Raw genomic sequence first — 20,008 nt, 5'->3', positions numbered from 1 at the left:
TCTCGCGACGGCCTTTTCTGTTTGTGTGAATAGACGCCCGTCAGGCCTCGACTTCGACCTTGCCGATCGGGTGCGAGCAGCAGGCCAGCACGTAGCCGTCCTCGATGTCATCGTCGGTGATGCCGCCGTTGTGCACCATGTGCACCTGGCCCGACTTCTTCTTGATCTTGCAGGTGCCGCAAACGCCGAAGGTACAGCCCGAGGGGATGTTGAGACCGGCCGCCCGCGCAGTGGCGAGAATGGTGTCGGTTTCCTTGCAGGTCTGGACGATGCCGGAGTCGAGGAAGCTGACCTCGGCCTTCGCATCCTCGGGCACCACATCGCCCTCGGTGGCATCGCGATCTTCTTCCTCCACGGAGGGCTGGAAGCTCTCCTGATGGTAGTGGTCCATGTCGAACCCGAGGCCGGCCAGCGCGTCGCGCACCGCCTGCATGAAGGGCTCGGGGCCGCAGCAGAAGACCTCGCGTTCGAGGTAATCGGGCGCGGTCAGACCCAGCATCAGCTGGTTGAACATGCCCTTGTAGCCGGTCCAGGGCTGGAAGCGGTCGCCTTCCTCCACCACCCAGCGCAGCTCGATGCCGTCGATGCGGCTGGCGATATGCTCCAGACGCTCACGGAAGACGATGTCCGACGGGCGCTTGGCGCAGTTCACGAACACCACGTCCGGGATGCGGCCGAGGTCGTACATGTAGGTGACCATCGACATCATCGGGGTGATCCCCGAGCCCGCCGAGATGAACAGGAACTTCTCGGCCGGGTGGTGATGCGAGGTGAAATGCCCCGCCGGGCCAAGCGCCTTGATCCGCATGCCCGGACGCAGGTTGTCGAGCATCCAGCGCGTGCCGATCGAATTCGGCTGTGCCTTCACCGTGACGGTGATCGACAGCGGCCGCGAGGGCGACGACGAGATGGTGTAGGTCCGGTAGAGTGGCCCGCCCGGCACCGGCAGTTCGAGCGTGACGAACTGGCCGGGCAGGTAGGAGAACAGCGCGCCCGAGGGCGCCACGAAGCAGAAAGTACAGACGTTCGGCGCCTCGGGGATCACCGAGACGCATTCCAGCATCTCGGCATCGTTCCAGTAGCGTACCGCAGCGGAGGGCAGGGAAGTCTCTGCCGCCATTATTCCGCTGCCATCCGTGTCGGTGCGAGACGCTTGGACATGGTGGCGCAGTACCAGTCGACGAACTGGTTCACGCCGTCCTCGTGGCTGGCCGAATACGGGCCGGGCTCGTAGGCGGGCGAGTTGATGCCCTGCTGGTTGTCCTCGACGACCTGGCGGTCCTCGTCGTTGGTGTGTTCCCAGACGGTGGTGAGGTTTTCCAGATCGTAGTCCACGCCCTCGACCGCGTCCTTGTGCACGAGCCAGGTGGTCTGCACCTCGGTCTCGGTCGGGCTGATCGGTGTCACGCGGAAGGTGATCGAGTGATCCGACAGGAAGTGGTTCCAGGTGGTCGGGTAGTGGAACTTCAGCAGCGTGCCGGCGTCGAGGAAGGGGATCCGTCCGAGGCGCTTTTGCACCGCGATCTTGCCGTTCATCGTGTAGCTCTCGGCACCGTCGAGCAGCGGCATGCGCGCAAGCCGGTACTGGCCGTCATCCGACATCTGGAAGCGCGACGGCGCGCCGGCGCCCTCGAGGCGGGCGAAGTGGGCCTCGACGGTCGGCGGGAAGGTGCCGTCCTGCGACACGCCGGTGATCGTCGGATCCTCGGGGTAGGTGCGGCAGAGCGAGGGGTGGTTGCCGGCGCAGTGGTAGCACTCGCGGTTGTTTTCCCAGACCAGCTTCCAGTTGCCGTTCTCGATGATCGTCGACTGGTGCGCGATCTTCGAGTCGCGCAGGTCGTGCACCGCCAGATAGGGCTCGGCCATCTTGGCGAAGGCGTCGAAATCCGGGGCTTCGTCGGCGAGGCAGATGTAGATCAGGCCCGAGACCTCGCGGCAGTGCACCGGCTTCAGACCATGCGCGGAGGGATCGAAATCGCTGCCCATGTCACGCGCCCAGAGCAGGCGGCCGTCGAGCTCGTAGGTCCACTGGTGGTAGGGGCAGACCAGCTTGGCGACAGTGCCCGAGGCGGCCTTGCAGATCACCGACCCGCGGTGACGGCAGGTGTTGTGGAAGGCGCGCACCGAGCCGTCCGGTCCGCGCACGATGACCACGCGGTAGGGGCCGACCTTCTGCGTCACGTAGCTGCCGGTTTTCGGCAGCGCAGCCAGCGGCGTGGCGAAGAGCCACTCGCGGTACCAGATATTCTCGAGATCCTGCGCGTAGATCGTCGGATCGGTGTAGAACGCCTGCTGCAGGGAATGGCCGGACTTGCGGCGGCTCAGCAGGTCAAGGGTCGTGGCGTCAGCTGTCATGGCCGAACTCCGTAGGCCGGGCGCGGGGCCCGTGCGGGTCTCTTGCGGCGGCGCAGGTCGGTTTGCGACATGTCCTCCGCGGTGGTGCGAGCTGCCGGTCAGACCCGCCCGCTTGCGCCAAATGCAAACGGAAAGCCGGGCCGACACCGACAATCTAGCGCAAGAAATACCGCGCGCGGAGCGATTCTGAGGGCTGGATGCGACATGGTGGGTTTCGAAACAGACTTGCGGTTCAATTCCCCGGGGGGTGGTTTCTGCAATGCAGCAGTGGCTGCATGAATTTGCGGCAGAATTGAATCGTTTCCCAGTGGTCGCGGGGTGTTGCCGGTGCAGGGCGCTGGCTGCATCTGCAGCACCGAAGCGCCGGGCGAGAACGGCCCGGCCTGCTTGGTGGCGCTGCGCCGGTGGCATGCATGGAGGCAGCCGCGCGGCCCGGCGCGCGCGTGCCGCGCCGGGCGCTCCGGATCAGATCCGCATGCGGGGCACGTCGTTCGGGTCGAGCCGCAGCTCGATCAGCAGCGGCCGGTCGCGGGTCTCGATGGCGTCGAGCGCGGTCTGCAGCTCGTCGTCCGAGCGCACGAGGATGCCTTTGCCGCCGAGCGATGTTGCCACCTCGGCAAAGCAGGGCCAGTCGAACTGCGTCAGCCCCGGATCCATCTTGCGGTCGATGAACTGGATGTGCTCGGCGCCATAGGCGCTGTCGTTGCAGAGGATCACCACCATGTCCTGCTTGAGCCGGACCGCCGTGTTGAACTCGCCGAGCCCGCCCATCATGAAACCGCCATCGCCGGAAAAGAGCACCACCGGCCGGTCGGGCGCAGCCACCGATGCGCCGATTGCCTCCTGCAGGCCCAGCCCGATGGAGCCGAAGTTGGCGGTCACCACGAAACTGCGCGGGTCCGGCGCGGAGATACGGCACCAGACTTCGGTCATGAAGCGCCCGCCATCGGTGACGAGGATACGGTCCTCTGGCAGGGCCTTCTCCAGCCGCTCCAGCGCCGCCACGTAGTTGACGCTGCTGTCGGGGGTCTTGTTGGTGCGTGCGGGCGGGTGGCGGCGCAGCTTCTCGCCGTCCAGCTCGGCGGTGAAGCGGCTGCCGGGGATCTCGGCCTCGTCCAGCCAGTGCACGAAATTGTCGGCGGTGAGCCCTGCGTCGGCGACCAGCGCGGCATCGGGATGCACGGTGCGACCGATGGCGCTGCGGTCGCTGTCGATCTGCACCAGCCGCTTGCCCGCCAGCAGCTTGCCGCGGTCGGTGGTGAATTCGTGCAGCGCCGCGCCGAAGCTGATCACGCAGTCGGACTGGCCGATCACCTCGTAGGCTCCGGGGGTGCTCAGCGTGCCGAAGATGTCGATGTCATGCGGGTGGCCGCGGAACAGCCCCTTGGCCTTGAGCGTGGTCGCCAGCGGCGCCTCCAGCCGGTCGGCAAGGCGAATGATCTGCTCGCGCGCTTCGTAGGCCCCGGCACCTGCAAGGATCATGGGCCGCCGCGCGCTGGCGATCATGCCGATGGCCTCGTCGAGCGCCTCGCCCTCGGGGACGAAGCTGCGGGTCTCGAAAACGCTGAGCACGTAGGGCGCGTAGGGGGCCTCCTGCCACATGAATTCGGCGGGCATGTTGAGCACGATGGGGCGGCGTTCGACCTTGGCGCGGTAGAAGGCGCGGGCGACATCGCGCACCGCCAGCTCGGGCGAACGCATCTGTTCGAAACCGGCGCCGGTCGACAGCACGACGGCGCGCTGGTCGATGCCCTGCAGGTGGCGCGGATTGGCCACCGGTGTGTCGCCCGCTAGCAGCACCATCGGGATCTGTCCGCGCGCGCCCTCGGTCAGCGCGGTGACGCAATTGGTCAGGGCCGGTCCATGGGTGACCGTTGCCACGCCCACCTTGCCGGCCACATGCGCGTAGGCCAGCGCCATGAGCACCGAGCTGCCCTCATGCGCCGCGGGCACGAAACGTCCGCCGCAGCCACGGGCGAAATGATCGGCGATAAAGAGGTTGGCATCCCCCATCAGACCGAACATCGTGTCGATCCCGTGGTCGCGCACTGCCTGCGCGATGGCCTGGTGCACGTGGATGGGGCCTGCGTCGAACATCTTCTCTCTCCCGTTGGACTTTGCGCAAGGATACCGCGGGAGTGCCGCACAAGGTGTGCAATTGCATGCGATGCTGGGTGGAGGTTTGCGCCATTTTGTGCATCATTTGGGAAATGGTGCGCATATCGTGCGCCGATGCTTCGAATCCCGCATGAGGTGCGCCCGATGCCGCTCGACCGCTATGACCGTCTGATCCTCGACGCGCTCCAGAAGGACGGGGCGCTGACCAATGCCCAGCTCTCCGAGCGGGTGAACCTCTCGGCTTCGCAATGCTCACGCCGCCGCGCCGCGCTGGAAGCGGCGGGGGTGATCGAGGGCTACCGCGCCCGGCTCAACGCCGGAAAGCTGGGGCTGGGGATCCGGGTGGTGGTGCGGGTCAACCTGCGTACCCACGCCAAGACTGCCGACATGGATTTCTCCGCCTGGATCGAGCGCCAGCCGGAGATCCTCGCCGCCTTCTCCGTCTCGGGAGATGCCGACTATGTGCTGCACGTCCGGTCGCGCGATCTCGAGAGCTTCTCGAATTTCCTGCATGAGCGGTTGCTCCAGCGGCCCGACATCGGTCAGGTGCGCTCGGATTTCGTCCTGAAGACCCTCAAGGACAGCGACGCGCTGGACCTCTCCGAGATCGGCAGCTGAAAGGCGGGCCGGCAGCGCGGAACTGGGATATGGCACTGGCCCGTCCGCCGGCGGCGCGCTTCCGCACCTTGTCGCGCCATGCCTCTGGCCGAAGGCGACTTTCGCGGCGCGGCTGGCGCGGGTAGGCGCGTCGGCGCGCGCCCCGGCTGCGCAACGCTGTTGTCCAGACTCCGCGAAAGTGATACCTTTCAGTTGATTATTGAAAGAGCGACTTTCTTCGTGGTTGCGGCTTAGGCCTGCGCCCGCCTTCCATTCGGATGACCATTTTTTCGGGCGGTTTCGACGAAGAATCCCTTTTGCATCCTGGGAGGCGCACCATGCCCGTTAATCCCACCTATCCCGGCGTCTACATCGAGGAAATCGCATCGGGCGTGCGTCCGATACGCGGCGTGGCGACCTCCATCGCCGCCTTCATCGGCACCTTCTCGCGCGGGCTCCACAACGAGGCGGTCCGGGTCCAGAGCCTGTCGGACTTCGAACGCGAATACGGCGGCCTCAACCGCGACAGCGAGGCGAGCTATGCGGTCCAGCAGTTCTTTCTCAACGGCGGCTCGGAGGCCTGGATCATCCGCATCGGCCACCCCGGGGACGCCGGCCCACCGGTGCTCGCGGCGCTCTCGCCCGCCACGGCAGGGCTGAACGCGGTGGTCGGTGGCGGGGCGCCTGACCTGCTCGCGGTGACCGCCGGGCGGGTGATCCGCGACGAGCCGGCGGATAACCCCGGAACCTGGGGCAACAACCTGCGGCTCGAGGTCAGCCATTCCACCAGCGCCAACGACACGACCTTCAGCCTGTCGATCAAGGAGGTGCAGGTATCGGGCGATCGGACCACGGTGGTCCGCGAGGAGGTCTACCGCAATCTCACCATGCAGCCGAACGAGGCCAATACCGCCATTGATGTGGTGAACGCCGCCTCGACGCTGATCTACCTGAGCCCGGATGCGGCACCGGTGACAGACACCGACCTGCCGCATACCACCGGCACCCTCGGCGGCGATCTCGACCCGGCGGCCGATTTCGCCGGTGGCCTTGCCACCTCGACGCCCACCGTGGCCGAGATCTCGGGGATCGACGTCACGGTGCAGTTCGGACCGGCGGCGACGGCGGACGACATCGGGCCGATCGCGCTCGACTTCAGCGACCTTGCCTCGCCAGCGGACGATCCGGTCTCCTTTGCCGCCTGGGCGGGGCTGTTCCAGGAGCGGCTGCGTCGCGCGGCCACCGATGCGACGGTGCCGGTCAACATGCGGGCCTATCTCGCGGGGGCGGTGGTGACGCTGCTCGGCGATGGCTCGGCGGCCGAGCCCTGGCGCTTCCATGTCCGCGCGGGGCAGGGCGCGCAGCCCTTCGATCCCGACGTGCGGTTGGTTTTTGCGGGCGCCAATGCCGATCACTATGGGCTCGATGGGGGCAGCGTGCTGCACCTCGGGCCGCAGCAGATCGCCCTGTCGGGGGGCAACGACGGCGCGGTGGTGGATGCCGCCAGCGGCGCCTACCTGGTGCCAGCGGCGGCCTTTGCCGGCAACGCCGGGGCGCGTTCGGGGATCTACGCGCTCGAGGACGTCGACCTCTTCAACATCCTGTGCATGCCCGACGTGCCGCGGCTGACCGATGCCGGGGCACCGCTCGCGGTCTACAGCGAGGCGCTGAACTACGTGACCGAGCGGCGCGCGATGATGATCGTCGACATCCCGCTGGGGCTGAACCGCATCGACCGTATGGAGACCTGGCTCGTCGAGAACGCGGGGCTGAGAGCGCCCAACACCGCCGTCTATTTCCCGCGCACCTTCATCGCCGACCGGCTCAACCGCAACCGCCTGCGGTCTCTCGCATCCTCGGGCACGGTTGCCGGTCTCTGGGCGCGCACCGACGCGGCACGCGGCGTGTGGAAGGCCCCCGCGGGCACCGAAGCGCGGCTGCGCGCGGTGCAGGACCTGGCCTATGTGATGACCGACGCCGAGAACGGCGTGCTCAATCCGCTTGGAGCCAACTGCATGCGGCAGTTCCCGATCTACGGCAGCGTCTGCTGGGGAGCCCGCACGATGGACGGGGCCGACCAGATCGCCTCGGATTGGAAGTACGTGCCGGTGCGGCGCACGACGCTGTTCATCGAAGAAAGCCTCTACCGCGGCACGCAATGGGTGGTCTTCGAGCCCAATGACGAGCCGCTGTGGGCGCAGATACGGCTCAACGTCGGGGCGTTCATGCACGATCTCTTCCGCAAGGGGGCCTTCCAGGGCGCGATGCCGAGCGACGCCTACCTGGTGAAATGCGATGCCGAGACAACGACGCAGTCGGACATCGACAATGGCATCGTCAACGTCGAGGTGGGCTTTGCTCCGCTCAAGCCCGCCGAGTTCGTGATCCTGAAGATCCAACAGATCGCCCGCAGGGCGGAAAGCTAGGGAGGGCTCGTCATGGCCGAATTCGTCGTCAATCCCCGCCGCGCGGACCCCTACAAGAACTTCCGTTTCAAGGTGAAATGGGATGGCCGTTACGTCGCCGGCATCAGCAAGGTCTCGGCCCTGTCGCGCTCCACCGAGGTGGTCGAGCACCGTGAGGGCGGCGATCCCTCGACCAGCCGCAAGTCGCCCGGGCGCACCAGCTACGAGGCGGTGACACTGGAACGCGGCGTGACCCATGATCTCGAGTTCGAGCGGTGGGCCAACAAGGTCTGGAACATCAACGCCGGGGATGGCGCGCAGGTCTCGCTGGCCGATTTCCGCAAGGATGTCATCCTCGACCTGTTCAACGAGGCCGGGCAGATCGTCCTGTCCTACCAGCTGTTCCGCTGCTGGGTGTCGGAATATACCGCGATGCCCGAGCTCGACGCCAACGCCAATGCTGTCTCGATCCAGTCGCTGAAGCTGGAATGCGAGGGCTGGCAGCGCGACGTGTCGGTGGTGGAGCCGGCCGAGCCGACCTTCGATGTCCCGGCCTGACCCACAGGGCGGCCCGGGCGAGACGCTGACACTGGAGCTGGCGGCGCCCTTCGGGTGCGTGACCGTGACCCCGATCACCGGGGCGCAGGAAATGTGGCTGGCCGCGCGCCGCGGCGGGCTGCTTTCGGCGGCGGCGCTCGAGACGATGATCCTGAGCGCGGGGATGCTGCGCGGCGGCGGAGATACCCCCGGTGCCTGGCTCGTCGGCGACCGCAACCGCCTGCTGCTGGCGGTGCTTTGTGCCGGTTACGGCGCGCCCGAGGAGCTCTGGCTGCGCTGCCCGGACTGCGGCGAGATCCACGAGGTGCCGCTGGACCTGGCCTCCTTGTTGGTGCGGGTGCCTGCGGGTCCCGCAGGCAAGAGTTTCAGCGTTGAAGAGGAGACCATGCAAATTCGCCTGCCGACCGGAGACGATCTTTGCGCCGCGACCGCGGGGGGCGCCGGGACGCTGCTGTCCCGCTGCGCACCAGGGGCCGGTGAAGGCGCGGCTGAGGTGCTCGAGGCCGAGATCGCCGCGCGCGACCCGCTGGCCGAGGTCCGTGTCGCGCTCGCCTGCGTCGGCTGCGGCGCCGCGGTCACCGGGCGCCTCGATCCGCTGGCGCTGCTGCTGACCGAGATCGACCGCGGCGGCGGGGTGCTGGCCGAGATCGACCGTCTCGCCCGGGTCTACCGCTGGTCCGAAGCCGAGCTTCTTGCGCTGCCCGCCTGGCGGCGTCGACTTTACTTGACCCACCTGGCCGAGGCCGCACCGTCCGAGGCGGCGCGGGCGCTTTCATGAGCGGGCTGCTGCAAAGGCTCGCCGCGCGCGGGGCGGTGGGCGGTACCAATCTCGCGGCATCGGACCCTGCCGTGCCGATGACCGCGCCTCCGCGCCTTTCGCTATTTGCGTCCGACAGGGCGGCCGAGCGTCCGGAGGAGAGCGCCCCTCTGTCCAAGCCACGAGAGGAGGCCCGCCCCCCTGGAGCCGCGCGCTCCGAGCGGGCAGGCGGCATGGATCGGGCCGCGACCCGGGATGGTGCGCCCGGCGCGGTTGGGCCGCCGGATCAGGAACCTTTCGCTGCGTCGCACCGCTCAGCGGGTCCGGCACATGCGCTGAGCAGGCGGTTTGCACCGGGCCCGGAGACATCTGCTTCCGACAATGAGATCGGCGTGCCTGTTGCGCGGGGCGCCGTGCCGGACACCCTGCCACTCTCAATCTCGGGTGGGACCGGCGCGCAGCTCGGCGCAGAGCCGTCGCCGCGCTCAGCTGAGGGCCTGCCTCTGTCTGGGATCGCGCCGGATCCGGCCGCTCCGGAGCCTCTCGCCGGACCCGCAGGCGACGGTCGGGCGGGTGCTGTCAGCGGGTCGCCGGTGAGCTTGGCCGATGCCGCCGAACCATCCGGCGCAGCGGCCATGTCTCAGAGCGATGCACGCCTCGCGGATGGCGCAAGCGCAGCGCCAATGTCGGGGCTGTCAGAAACGGGACGCCCGTTCCGCGACCCGCCGACGCCCGAGCGGCCCTCGGCCCCGCGCCTCAGCATCGGCCAGATCGACGTGATCTTCGAGGCTCCCAAACCCGCGCCGCAGCCCATCCCGCCGCGATCCCGCCCGCAGCCGCCGCGCAGCCGGGGCTTCGATGGGTTCGCCGCGCGCCGTCTGGGCCTCAGGCGCTAGGGGGCGGGCATGGCCGATTTCACCGCCATCGCCGCCGTCTCGCGCAGCCTCCGCACGCTGCTGCAGGACCGCATGCAGAGCGGCGCGGCGGTGACCATCGCGCCGCCCGACCAGACGGTCAGCGGCTTCGACGGGGCGCGGGTCAATCTCTACCTGATCCAGGTGTTGGAGAATGCGGCGCTGAAGAACGATCAGGGCGCGCTGCGGGGCCATCCCGGCAGCTATGGCCGCCCGCCGCTGTCGCTGAACCTGCGCTACATGCTGACCAGCCATTCGGACGCCGAGACCCAGCCCGATTCCGATCTCACCGCTCAGGAGATCCTCGGCGACGCCATGCAGGTACTGCACGAGTTCGGCAACCGGATCGACACGCTAACCCAGATCACCCTTGCGCCGCCCGCGCTCAACGAGCCGATCCTCGATGCGGTGCTGACCGAGGAATTCGAGCGGATCAAAGTCACTCTGCACCCGGTGACCATCGAGGATGTCACGAAGATCTGGTCGGCGCTCTCGGCCGAGAACTTCCGCCGCTCGGTGGTCTACGAGGTGACAGTGGTGCAGATTTTCCCGAGCGAGGCGCCGCGGGTCGCCCCGCCGGTCGAGGAACGCCGGGTGTTTGCCAGCCTCGCGCGGCGGCCGACCATCGAGCGGGTGTTCGTGACGCCCGCGCCCGGGGCGCCGGAGCGCGAGATGCGGGTGTCGGTCGGCGAGGAGATCACCATCGTCGCTCGGGACATTGCCGCCGACCGGCTGTTTGTGCGCTTCGGAGCCCTGCCGCCCATGCGGATCCCGGCGGATCGCGGCGGGCGGTTTCGCGTGATCGTGCCCGACGCGGTGCTTGCGGTGGATTTCGATCCGGCGGTCAACCTGCCGATTGCGGCGGCGGACCTGCTGCAACCGGGCACGCTGCCGATCCGGCTGGTCTCGGAGGTGGCGACCGAGGGCGTGGCGGGCGGGCAGGAGCCGGGCGTGCGGGTCGAGGAGCCGCGTGCCTTCCAGTCCAACGTGGCGCTGATGCAGCTGGTGCCGCGGGTCGCCACGGTGACGCCTGCGAACGGGCCTGTCGGCAGCATCCTGCGGGTCACCGGAGAGCGGCTCTGGCACCCCGGCGCGACCGAGGCGCAGATCGTCATCGGCGACGGCGCGGTGGCGATCCGCGCGCCCGAGGTTGCCGGGGCATGGGCCGTGCCGACCCCCACGGCGGTCGAGGTGCCGGTGGCAGAGGCCGGGCTCGTCCCGCGACCGCAACCCTACCCGGTGGCGGCCATCGTCGATGGCGCGCGCAGCCGGACGTCGGGGCTGACCTTCCGACTGGATCCCTGAGCCATGACCGTCTCGCGCCTTTCTCCGCTCACCGAGCCAGCGCCGCTGGCCGACCCCTTCGTGATCGCCGCCATCGACTGGGTGCGCGCGGTGCTGACAGGAAGCGATGCGGGCGCCACGCGGGCGCGGCTCGAGGCGCTGCGTCCCGGCTCGGCGCTCGGACACATCTCGCATGTCTTCGGTCTCGCGCCGGTCGAGGAGGACCTGCTGCTCTTCGCGTTGGCGCATCGGGTGGATGGCGAGGTGGCGGCGCTCTGCGCGGCGGCGAGCGGCGATCCGCGGCAGGGCTACGTGACGGCGCATTTGCTGACCGGTCTGATCGGCGGCGGGCAGGTGGCCTTTGCCGCGGCTCTCTTTGGGCATCTCGCGCCGGGGGCCCCGCTGCGACGTCGGGCACTGGTGGAGATGCGCGAAACCCATCCGCTGGCCGCCGTTTCGCTTTCCGAGGCGGTGGCCCTGCGGCTCGCCTCGGGGGCGGCCCCGGGCCTGCCCGCGGCGGCGGAGGCGCTGATCGAGCCGCCTGGGTTGGCACGGCTGCGCGACCGGGCGGAGGCCCTCGCGTGGCAATTCGTTCCCGGCGGCGGGCTGGCGCTGATCGGTCCGGGCGGCAGCGGGCGCCGGGCATTGGCGGCGCAGATCGCCGCGGTCACCGGCCAGACGGCGGTGCGTGTGGATGCGCGTGACTTTGACAGTGACACCGCGCTTGCCGGGCTGGCGAGGGATGCCTGGCTCGACGGGCTGCTCGTCGTCGCGGATGCCGATCCCGAAGACGCGCAGCGGCAGCGTCCCGCCGCCGAGGAGGCCGAGCTGTCTGCGCGCCAGGGTGCCGAGGCCCGCGACTGGACGGCGCGCGCGGCGCGAAGGCTGGGCGGGCGGCTGGTCCTGCTGGCCCGCGATGGCACCGGCCTGCCACCGAAGATGCGGCGTGAACGCCTGCCCTTGCTGAGCGGCGCAGAGCGCGCGCAGGTCTGGGCCGGCGCGCTTCCCGACTGGCCCGAAGCCGAGCGCAATGCCGTCGCCCGGCATTTCCCGCTCCCGCCCGGCGACATCTCCGGGATCGCCGCGACGCTGCCTCCCGATGGCCCGCCCGGTGCGCTCTGGCGCGCCTGCCGCGAGCGCGGCGGTCGTGGGCTGGAGGCGCTTGCGGCGCGCATCGCGCCTCGGTTCGGCTGGGACGATCTGATCCTTCCCGCGGCGGTGCAGGGCGAGCTGCGCGCCATTGCCGACCAGATGCGCCACCGCGCCACGGTCTACGACAGCTGGGGCTTCGGCAAGCGACTCTCCGGCGGGCGCGGGGTCACCGCGCTCTTTGCCGGGCCGTCCGGCGTGGGCAAGACCATGGCGGCCGAGGTCATCGCGGGCGATCTCGGGCTCGATCTCTTCAAGGTCGATCTGTCGCGCCTCGTGTCGAAATACATCGGCGAGACCGAGAAGAACCTGCGCCGGGTCTTCGATGCCGCCGAGGAGACCGGTGCCTGCCTGTTCCTCGACGAGGCCGATGCCTGTCTCGGCAAGCGGTCGGAGGTCAAGGACAGCCACGACCGCCACGCCAATATCGAGGTCAGCTACCTGCTGCAGCGGATGGAGAGCTACTCGGGACTTTGCCTGATGGCGACCAACCTGAAGAACAACCTCGACAGCGCCTTCCTGCGGCGGCTGCGTTTCGTCATCGATATTCCGTTCCCCGATCAGGGCGACCGTTACCGCATCTGGCAGGGGGCGTTCCCGGCGGGGACGCCGACCGAGGGGCTGGACCTCGCGGCGCTGGCGCGGCTCGACATCAGCGGTGGGTCGATCACGGTGATCGCGGTGAACGCCGCCTTCATGGCCGCCGCCGAAGGATGCCCGGTGGGCATGGCCCATATCGCGCGGGCGGCGCGCGGCGAGTACCGCAAGCACGACCGCACCTTCCGTGTCTCCTGGGCAGGAGGTGGCGGATGAGCATTCCCCGTGACAGGCGCGAGAACGAGACCCGCCGCGCGCTGCGGCGGGCCCTCGACGATGTCGCGAGGGAGCTGCCGGTCGAGGTGCAGGGGAACCTTAGACGACTGTCAGTGAGGGTGCCGGCGGGAGCCGACGCGAGGGACCTGCGCGCGGCGCTCCGGCGCGCGCTGGTCGGAGCCATTGGTGCTCAGGGCGGGGGTGCCCCTGGCCACCCTGTCGCGACGGTCGGCGATGGCGTGGGGTCCGGGGCTACGCCCTCTCTCGGTGGTGCGTCCTCCGGAAAAGGAAACACTCCATGATCCATTCCCATGCCATGACATCCCCCGCCGCTGCGCGCCGCACACCGCGCATCTCGCCGCCAGGGTCCGAGACCGAACGGCAGGCCGAGCGCATTGCCGACGACGTGGTCGCCGGGCGCCTGCGCAGCGGCCAGCCATTGGGCGGCGGACCGGGCCCGGGCGCGGGGCAGGTGATCCATCGCAAGTGCGCCTCCTGCGCGGCGGGCGGACCTCCCTGTGCGGCCTGTGCTGCCGAAGAGGAGGAGATGCTGCACCTCTCTCCGGCCCCGGGGCGGATGGCGGGCCCTGGCTCGGGCGGCTCGCCGGCGGGCGCTGCGCGGGCTGCAGAGGCGGTGGCCTCGGGCGGTGCGCCGATGTCCGAGGGGCTGCGCAGCTATTTCGAGCCGCGCCTCGGGGCGGACCTCTCGGGCGTTCGCCTGCACCGCGATGAACCCGCCGCGCGCGGCATCAACGCGCGTGCCTACACGCTTGGGCGGGACATCGCCTTTGCCCCCGGCAACTTCGCGCCGGGCTCGCGTGAGGGGCAACGGCTTATCGCGCACGAACTTGCGCATGTTCTGCAAGGCGACGGCCAGATCCACCGCGAGGAGGAAGACGAGACCCCGGTCGAGGGCGAGGCCGAGGTCATCCAGGCGCCCTCTGCGCCGACCACCCGCACCGACACTTTCGAGGACAGCAGCGGCGGCGGATCGACCCGTTTCGTCGAGACCGTGGACACCGCGCCGAGCGTCGCGGGCGATCATATCCAGGGCACCGTTCGACGGCGCGAGATCGCGCCCGCCAGCGACACCGACGCCGAGGAAGACGTGGCCGGGGCCTATAACGCGGCACCTGGGATGGAAGCCTTCGTCGACTTCAATGCATCAAGCTGCGAGATCACCATTCCCTTCCGCTTCGGCTTCAGGTTCGAGGCCAACGATCCGCGCGGCCATTCCTGTCAGGGCAGCCCGGTGGACCGTGCGGACGTGGATGTCGACCAGATCGCGCGGGATTACATCGACGCGGTGAACGCGGCGATGAACGATCAGTTCGTGATCCGCCTGAGCGATTGCCCGCACGATTGCGCCGGGCGCGACATTCCGATCCGGATCCGCGCGAGCCGCGACGACATAGACCCGGACAAGCGGATCTCGGTGGTGCCTCGAGGGGGCCGGGGCGATGCCGCCACGCTCTGCGCGGGGAGCGTGGACGAGGGCTTTCCGGTGCACGAGGCGGGCCACCAGATCCTTGGCCGTGGCGACGAGTACCCGGAGCGGGATGCCAGCGTTCTTGCCCGCAGGCCGGAGTGGGGCCGCCCGGAACGGGTGCGGCGCGATTTCAATGTCATGGGGAGCCGCTCGGCCTTCGGCCGCTTCGCCGTGTTTCACGAACGGGACTTCCGCCATGTGCAGACCTTCATGCGCGCCGCGATGCCCGACTGCGACGCCGAGTTGCGCTCGGTCGGCGACGTGATCCTCGACTTCCGGCTCTATTTGCGCGGCGGCGGCGGGTCGCTGGGCGGACATGGAGCGCTGATGGCCGGGGGAGGGTTCGACATCGGAGTGCCGCTGACGCGTGGGCGCGAGGCGTCGCTGATCCTCGGGGCGCAGGCCAATTACCTAGGGCAGGTCCTTCCGTATCAGCGCGAGCTGGTACTGGTGGGGCTGCGGGCGGGGCTTGAATACCAGGTCCACGGTGGCGTGGTCAGCGGGCGGTTCTACGGCGGGGCAAGGGCCGGGGTCTCGCGGGAACTGTCGTCGGAGCAATACCCCGAGGGCCGGCTCGGCGGAGCCGAGCATTTCGACGCCCGCACCAGCGCCTTCGGCGAGGCGCAGGCCGGGATCGGGCTGACGACGCACTTGGGCAGCGGCGGGCTCACCGCCGATCTGGTGCTCGGCGCGGGCGGCGAGCTGGGCTCGCATCCCGACGCGCTCTACTGGCTCGACGTCGGGCTGATGCTCGGCGCGCGGTTCTGAGATGGCTGGCGCTGCCCAGTCGCAGGCACCGCCGCAACCCGCCAACGGGGCCGCGCCGGTCCGCGTTGCCGAGCCCGACAGCGCCGAGGAGCGCGAAGCGGACCGGATTTCCGAGGCGGTGATGCGCGGCGCGGCAGCCACGCCGCCCGCACCGCCGTCAGGCCCCCCTGCGATCTACCGACAGTGCGCCGATTGTGCGGCAGGCGGCGCGCCCTGTGCGGCCTGCGCTGCGGAGGAGACCGAGCTGCTGATGCTCAAGGCTGCACCCGCCGCAGGTGCGGTCGATGGCGCGGGCGCCGCGCGGGCTGCGACGGCGCTCGGCGGGGCCGGGCGGCCCTTGCCCGAAGCGACGCGCGCCTATTTCGAGCCCCGCATCGGTGCCGATCTTTCAGGGGTGCGCCTGCACACCGACGGGGCCACGGAACGCGCGGCGCAGGGGATCCATGCGCGCGCCTATACGCTCGGGCAGCACATCGGATTTGCGCCGGGCAGCTATGCGCCCGCCATCCCGGAGGGCCAGCGGCTGCTGGCGCACGAGCTGACCCATGCCGCCTTTCACGCCAGCGGCCCCACGCGCATCCACCGCCGGCCCGAGGCCGCGGCGCCTGCCGATCCCGCTCCTTCCTCCGCAAACGACACCACCGGTTCGGAGACAGGCGCGCCCGGGACGGAGAGCCCCGCGCCGGACGTCACCATGGTGCATGACCGGGTGGATCGCATTCTGGTGTCCTGCGAGCAGAGGCGCATCGCCTTCGTCACCAACTCGGCGACCTACATCTACCGCCTGCTGACCTGCAACCGCCGCATCCCCAGCGCGACCTATGTGGCCGAGGTCATGCGGAACCGCGAAGAGAACAGTATCGTCTTCTCGCTGCGCCCGCAGGCGGGCGGGCCGGAGCCGGAGGGCGGAAACGATGAGGCCTATGACGCGACCTTCCGCTGGGCGGTCCGCCGGGGGCAGATCGACCCGGTCGATCTCTTCGAGGAGCAGGACAGCGTGCTCGTCGACTATGGCACAGAGGTCCCGATGCCTGGCGGTCGGCGGAGGCGGGAATGCCTTGTCACCATGGACCCGCGGCAGGTGCTTTCGGCGAACGAGGGCCGCATCGACCTGTTGGACCGCCTGCCGGAGAAGACGGTCTCGGCAAAATGGGACATTGCCGAATTCGGCATAGGAGCCATCGAGATCGAGCTGGAAGCCGGTGTCGAAGCCTTTGTCGACTGGCACCACGGCGATGGCATGCTGCGGGACATCTGCCTGTCGTCGGCGGACGGGGGTGGTGGCTATGGAGGGCGTGCGACCTTCGATGTCGAGGGCGGCGCGAAGCTGCAGGTGGTTCTCACCGCCGATCTGCACGCCAGTCTCGAGGTCGGGGGCATCATCGATCTGGTCGACGTGGGCGGCGGGCTGAAGCTGGAGGGCATTGCCGAGGTCGCCGGACGCATCAACACCCTGAGCGAGATCGCCTGGGACAGCAGCGAGCGAAACCGGGGCTTCCGGCTCGGCACCAACATCCAGCTCGCGGCGGCGAGCCAGTTGGCGCTGCATCTTTCGGCCAACGCGGGGCTGACCGTGCTCGGGGTCGAGCTGATCTCCACCGAATGGCCGAAGCTCGTGGACCTGCGCCGTCCCTTTGCCTGGACCGGGGGGCTGACCTTCGGCGATGCCTTTGCACCGGACGTGGATCTCGCCTCGGTGCAGCCCGCGACCGCGGCGCAACTTCAGGCCGCGCCGCAGAGCGGCCCGATCAGCGCCCGCCGCCGCCGCCGGGGTCGCGGGATCCCGATGCGCGCGCTGATCGAGGCGGCGCTGGGGGTCGGGCAGGGACAGCTGGCGATCGACGGCAGTTCCTGCGAGAAGGCGCTGCCGCTCAGCTGGCTCAAGCCGGGGTTCCTCTACGAGGATCAGGTGGTTTTCGATCCGCTGGTCAATCCCGGCGTCGCGCCCACCGAGGTCGGACGGCTGGAGGGGCCGAGGCTGGTGTCGCACGACCGGGTCATCCCGCGGCGCGGCGCCGCCATCACCGGCCCGACCCCGATTGGCGTGACCGACGAGAACTGGCCCGAAACCGGTGACTGGTCGCGCTGTTTCCAATACGTGCAGCCCGCCACCAGCTCGCGCACCGAATCCGCCACGTACCGCGAGTTGCTGCGCGGGCTCGGGCATGACGTGAGCGGGGTGCAGGTGGACCATATCCGCGAGCTGCAATTCGGCGGCGAGGACAGCTTTGCCAACCTATGGACCCTCGACCGCCGCGCCAACATGAGCGCCGGGGCGCTGCACCGCGCGCAGATCCGCGCCTACCGCGCCATCTTCGGCAATCTCGCGGGCAAGTACATGCGCATCTCGAGCATCGGCCTCGATGCGAAGTTCGACATTCCGCAGGCCCTGCGCTCAGCCCCCGGGGCGCCCGAAGATGACCTGCTCTGATCCCGCCTTCACGCCCCGGGTTGCAACGGGATGGCGTCAACCCGGGGTAGAGCGGCCCGATGAATTGTTTTCCGCGCCACGTCGAGACCGGACTAGGGCAGGAGGGCGAGCTGTGATATCATCCCAAGCAATTGAGAGAAGTGATTTCTGCAGCATCCTATCCGGTGTAGCGCACCGTCAGGAGGCCGAATGACATCGGAATTTCCCGGTTCCCCGAGGATCATGAAAGGTGGGCTCGTCGCCTACCAGTTGCCCGAGCTCGCGCCGACGATCATCGTCTACCAGTACAACCCTGACGAGATGCAGCGCCAAATCCGCCTGCGCGGCGGCGGCGGGGGGCGCGGTGATTCCAACCGGGTGAACGGCCCGCCGGAGGAGCAGATCAGCTTCACCGTCGAGATCGACGCGGCCGACCAGTTGGAGTTCCCGGCGCAGAACGCCATCACCCTCGACAACGGGCTGCACCCGGTGATCGCGGCGCTCGAGGGGCTGCTCTACCCCTCCTATCCGCTGGTCATCGCGAACGAGGCGATGGCGCTGGCCGGCTCGGCTTTCATCCAGGGCGAACAGGCGCCGCTGGTCCTGCTGGTCTGGGGGCCGAAACGGGTGCTGCCGGTGCAGATCGATAGCCTGTCGGTGCGCGAACAGGCGTTTGACGCCAATCTCAACCCGATCCGGGTGGAGGTGGAGATCTCGGCACAGGTCCAGTCCTACCGGGATCTCGACATCACCAACCCCGGCTACTGGGTCTACATGTCCTCCTTCACCATGAAGGAGGTGATGGCCACGCTGAACACCTTCGGCAACAGCACCGGCATCCGGGGCCTGCTGCCGATCTGACCCATTGTGTCCGGTTCGCAGGGCCGTGGCATCGCGAGGAAGAGACAGGTCCGCATGGCGCGGTCCGGAGAAGGAGGAAACGCATGTTCTTTCGCGGCTCGCGATACGAGGCCATTCCCGAGGCTGAGCTGACCACGCCCGATGGTCGCGTGCTGCGCTACAAGCGGCGGCGGGTGATTCCGGAGCTGCGTGCGCCGCTTGGCACCGAGACCCGCCCCGGTGACCGCCCCGACCTCGTGGCCTACCGCGCCCTTGGTGATCCCGAGCTCTTCTGGCTGCTTTGCGACGCGAACCGCGAGCGACGGCCCGCGCGGCTGACCGCATCGCCCGGCCGGATTATCGGCGTGCCCGGTCCGGACGCGCTGGGGCGCTGAGATGGCGATCTTTCCCCCCAGTTTCTTCTCGATCCAGGTGGGTTTCGCGCCGTTGCCGCCGCCGTGGTTCGACGCGCTGCGCGAGATCGAGATCGAGACTGCGGTGGGGCAGGCGTCGATCTTCCGGCTGCACTTCGAGCTGTCGCGCAACGCCTGGGGGGATTTCGACGCGCTGGCGGTCGATCTTTTCCGACCGCTGGTGCCGATCACCATCCGCATCTCGGCAGGGCCGGGCGTGCCGCTGACGGTGATCAACGGGTTCGTCGCCGACGGACAGCTGCAGGCGAGCAACACGCCCGGAGCCTCGACCTACGAGGTCGTCGGCATGGATGCTCTCGGGACGCTCATGGCGCATGTGGACCTGCCCTTCAGCTGGCCCAACATGTCAGACGACCTGATCGCGACCACGATCTTCGGACGCTACGGGATGATCCCGGTGGTCATGCCGGTGCCGCCCTTCCGCACCATGCTCGACACGACCACCACGCAGCGCGGCACCGACGCCGCCTTCCTGCAGGTTCTGGCGCGGCGCAACAGCGTCAGCCTCTACATCCAGCCCGAGCCGCTCTCGGGGCGGGACATGGGGCATTTCCACCCGCCGCTGGTGCCGCCGCTGCCGCCGCAGGGGGTGCTGTCGATCGACTTCGGCGCGCAGACCAACCTCGACTCCTTCTCGGTGGGCACCGACATGCTGAAGCCCACGGGCGTGGTCGGGGTAAAGACCGATCCCCGGACTCGCGCGCCGATCCCGGTGATCGCACCGGTGGCCGCCGAGATGCCCATGGGGCTGGAGCCGGCGCTGACCCGCGTGGTGCCGCCTCCGGTCGAGACCCGCTTCGGCGACACCGCCGCCAGCCCGGCCGAGGCGGTCTGGCACGCCAGCCAGCGCGCCACCGAGAGCGCGCGGGCGATCCAGGCCTCGGCCGAGGTCGACGGTCTGAAATTCGCGCGGCCGCTGTTTGTCGGGGTCCCGGTGCTGGTGCGTGGCGCCGGGCGGCAGCACAGCGGCCTCTACATGGTTGACCGGGTGACGCATCGGATCTCGCGCGACGACTACACGCAGTCGGTCGGCCTCTGGCGCAATGCCGTCGGGCTGACCGGCGCCGAGGTGTTCGTGGACCCGCTGGCGGTGGCCTGACGCCGCCGCTGTGCACGC

General features: G+C 69.2%; 15 protein-coding genes. 12 read left to right on the top strand and 3 right to left on the bottom strand.

Annotated features, from left to right (window positions below; translation table 11 throughout):
* Window positions 1-40: 40 nt before the first annotated feature.
* From BM397_RS03660 to BM397_RS03650, 3 genes are all read right to left on the bottom strand, one after another.
* Window positions 41-1,120: an FAD-binding oxidoreductase gene (locus BM397_RS03660; RefSeq protein WP_092421950.1), complete on the bottom strand. Its 1,080-nt coding sequence runs from the start codon at window positions 1,118-1,120 to the stop codon at window positions 41-43.
* The gene (locus BM397_RS03655; RefSeq protein WP_092421946.1) at window positions 1,120-2,355 is read right to left on the bottom strand and encodes an aromatic ring-hydroxylating oxygenase subunit alpha; all 1,236 of its coding nucleotides are present in this window, start codon (window positions 2,353-2,355) and stop codon (window positions 1,120-1,122) included. The genes BM397_RS03660 and BM397_RS03655 overlap by 1 nt, the downstream gene beginning before the upstream one ends.
* 465 nt (window positions 2,356-2,820) lie before the next feature.
* Window positions 2,821-4,452, bottom strand: coding sequence for a thiamine pyrophosphate-binding protein (locus BM397_RS03650; RefSeq protein ID WP_092421943.1), 1,632 nt, complete (start codon window positions 4,450-4,452; stop codon window positions 2,821-2,823).
* A 165-nt stretch (window positions 4,453-4,617) separates the two neighbouring features.
* Here BM397_RS03650 and BM397_RS03645 point away from each other — a divergent pair, with 165 nt between their 5' ends.
* The 12 genes from BM397_RS03645 to BM397_RS03585 all read left to right on the top strand — a co-directional run bounded on the left by BM397_RS03645 (window position 4,618) and on the right by BM397_RS03585 (window position 19,990).
* Entirely contained in the window at window positions 4,618-5,091 is a 474-nt protein-coding gene (locus BM397_RS03645; protein WP_092422410.1) for an Lrp/AsnC family transcriptional regulator, read from the top strand.
* Between the two features lie 317 nt (window positions 5,092-5,408).
* Window positions 5,409-7,496, top strand: a complete 2,088-nt coding sequence (locus BM397_RS03640) for a phage tail sheath family protein (RefSeq protein WP_092421940.1) — start codon at window positions 5,409-5,411, stop codon at window positions 7,494-7,496.
* Window positions 7,497-7,508: 12 nt separating this feature from the next.
* On the top strand, window positions 7,509-8,033 hold the full coding sequence (locus BM397_RS03635; protein WP_092421937.1) for a phage tail protein: 525 nt from the start codon (window positions 7,509-7,511) through the stop codon (window positions 8,031-8,033).
* Window positions 8,020-8,811, top strand: a complete 792-nt coding sequence (locus BM397_RS03630; RefSeq protein ID WP_092421934.1) for a hypothetical protein — start codon at window positions 8,020-8,022, stop codon at window positions 8,809-8,811. The genes BM397_RS03635 and BM397_RS03630 overlap by 14 nt, the downstream gene beginning before the upstream one ends.
* Before the next feature lie 614 nt (window positions 8,812-9,425).
* Entirely contained in the window at window positions 9,426-9,686 is a 261-nt protein-coding gene (locus tag BM397_RS03625; protein WP_143015347.1) for a hypothetical protein, read from the top strand.
* Window positions 9,687-9,695: 9 nt separating this feature from the next.
* Window positions 9,696-11,009, top strand: coding sequence for a Pvc16 family protein (locus tag BM397_RS03620; RefSeq protein WP_092421928.1), 1,314 nt, complete (start codon window positions 9,696-9,698; stop codon window positions 11,007-11,009).
* 3 nt (window positions 11,010-11,012) lie between these two features.
* Window positions 11,013-12,950: an AAA family ATPase gene (locus tag BM397_RS03615; protein WP_092421925.1), complete on the top strand. Its 1,938-nt coding sequence runs from the start codon at window positions 11,013-11,015 to the stop codon at window positions 12,948-12,950.
* A 298-nt stretch (window positions 12,951-13,248) separates the two neighbouring features.
* Window positions 13,249-15,207 (top strand): eCIS core domain-containing protein, encoded by a 1,959-nt coding sequence (locus BM397_RS29505; RefSeq protein WP_218124854.1) that lies wholly within the window; start codon window positions 13,249-13,251, stop codon window positions 15,205-15,207.
* A gap of 1 nt (window position 15,208) precedes the next feature.
* Window positions 15,209-17,638, top strand: coding sequence for an eCIS core domain-containing protein (locus tag BM397_RS03600; RefSeq protein WP_092421919.1), 2,430 nt, complete (start codon window positions 15,209-15,211; stop codon window positions 17,636-17,638).
* 189 nt (window positions 17,639-17,827) lie between these two features.
* Complete coding sequence (locus BM397_RS03595) at window positions 17,828-18,478, top strand: hypothetical protein (protein WP_092421916.1); 651 nt, start codon at window positions 17,828-17,830, stop codon at window positions 18,476-18,478.
* An 83-nt stretch (window positions 18,479-18,561) separates the two neighbouring features.
* On the top strand, window positions 18,562-18,852 hold the full coding sequence (locus tag BM397_RS03590; RefSeq protein ID WP_092421913.1) for a hypothetical protein: 291 nt from the start codon (window positions 18,562-18,564) through the stop codon (window positions 18,850-18,852).
* Between the two features lies 1 nt (window position 18,853).
* Window positions 18,854-19,990 carry a phage late control D family protein gene (locus BM397_RS03585; RefSeq protein WP_092421910.1) on the top strand — a complete coding sequence of 379 codons (1,137 nt, stop codon included), beginning with the start codon at window positions 18,854-18,856 and terminating at the stop codon, window positions 19,988-19,990.
* The last annotated feature ends 18 nt before the right edge of the window (window positions 19,991-20,008 follow it).

This window comes from Alloyangia pacifica (assembly GCF_900116195.1).
GTDB lineage: Bacteria > Pseudomonadota > Alphaproteobacteria > Rhodobacterales > Rhodobacteraceae > Salipiger > Salipiger pacificus.
Note: the sequence above shows the minus strand (reverse complement) of the source record. Positions and strands in the feature narration are given on the sequence as shown.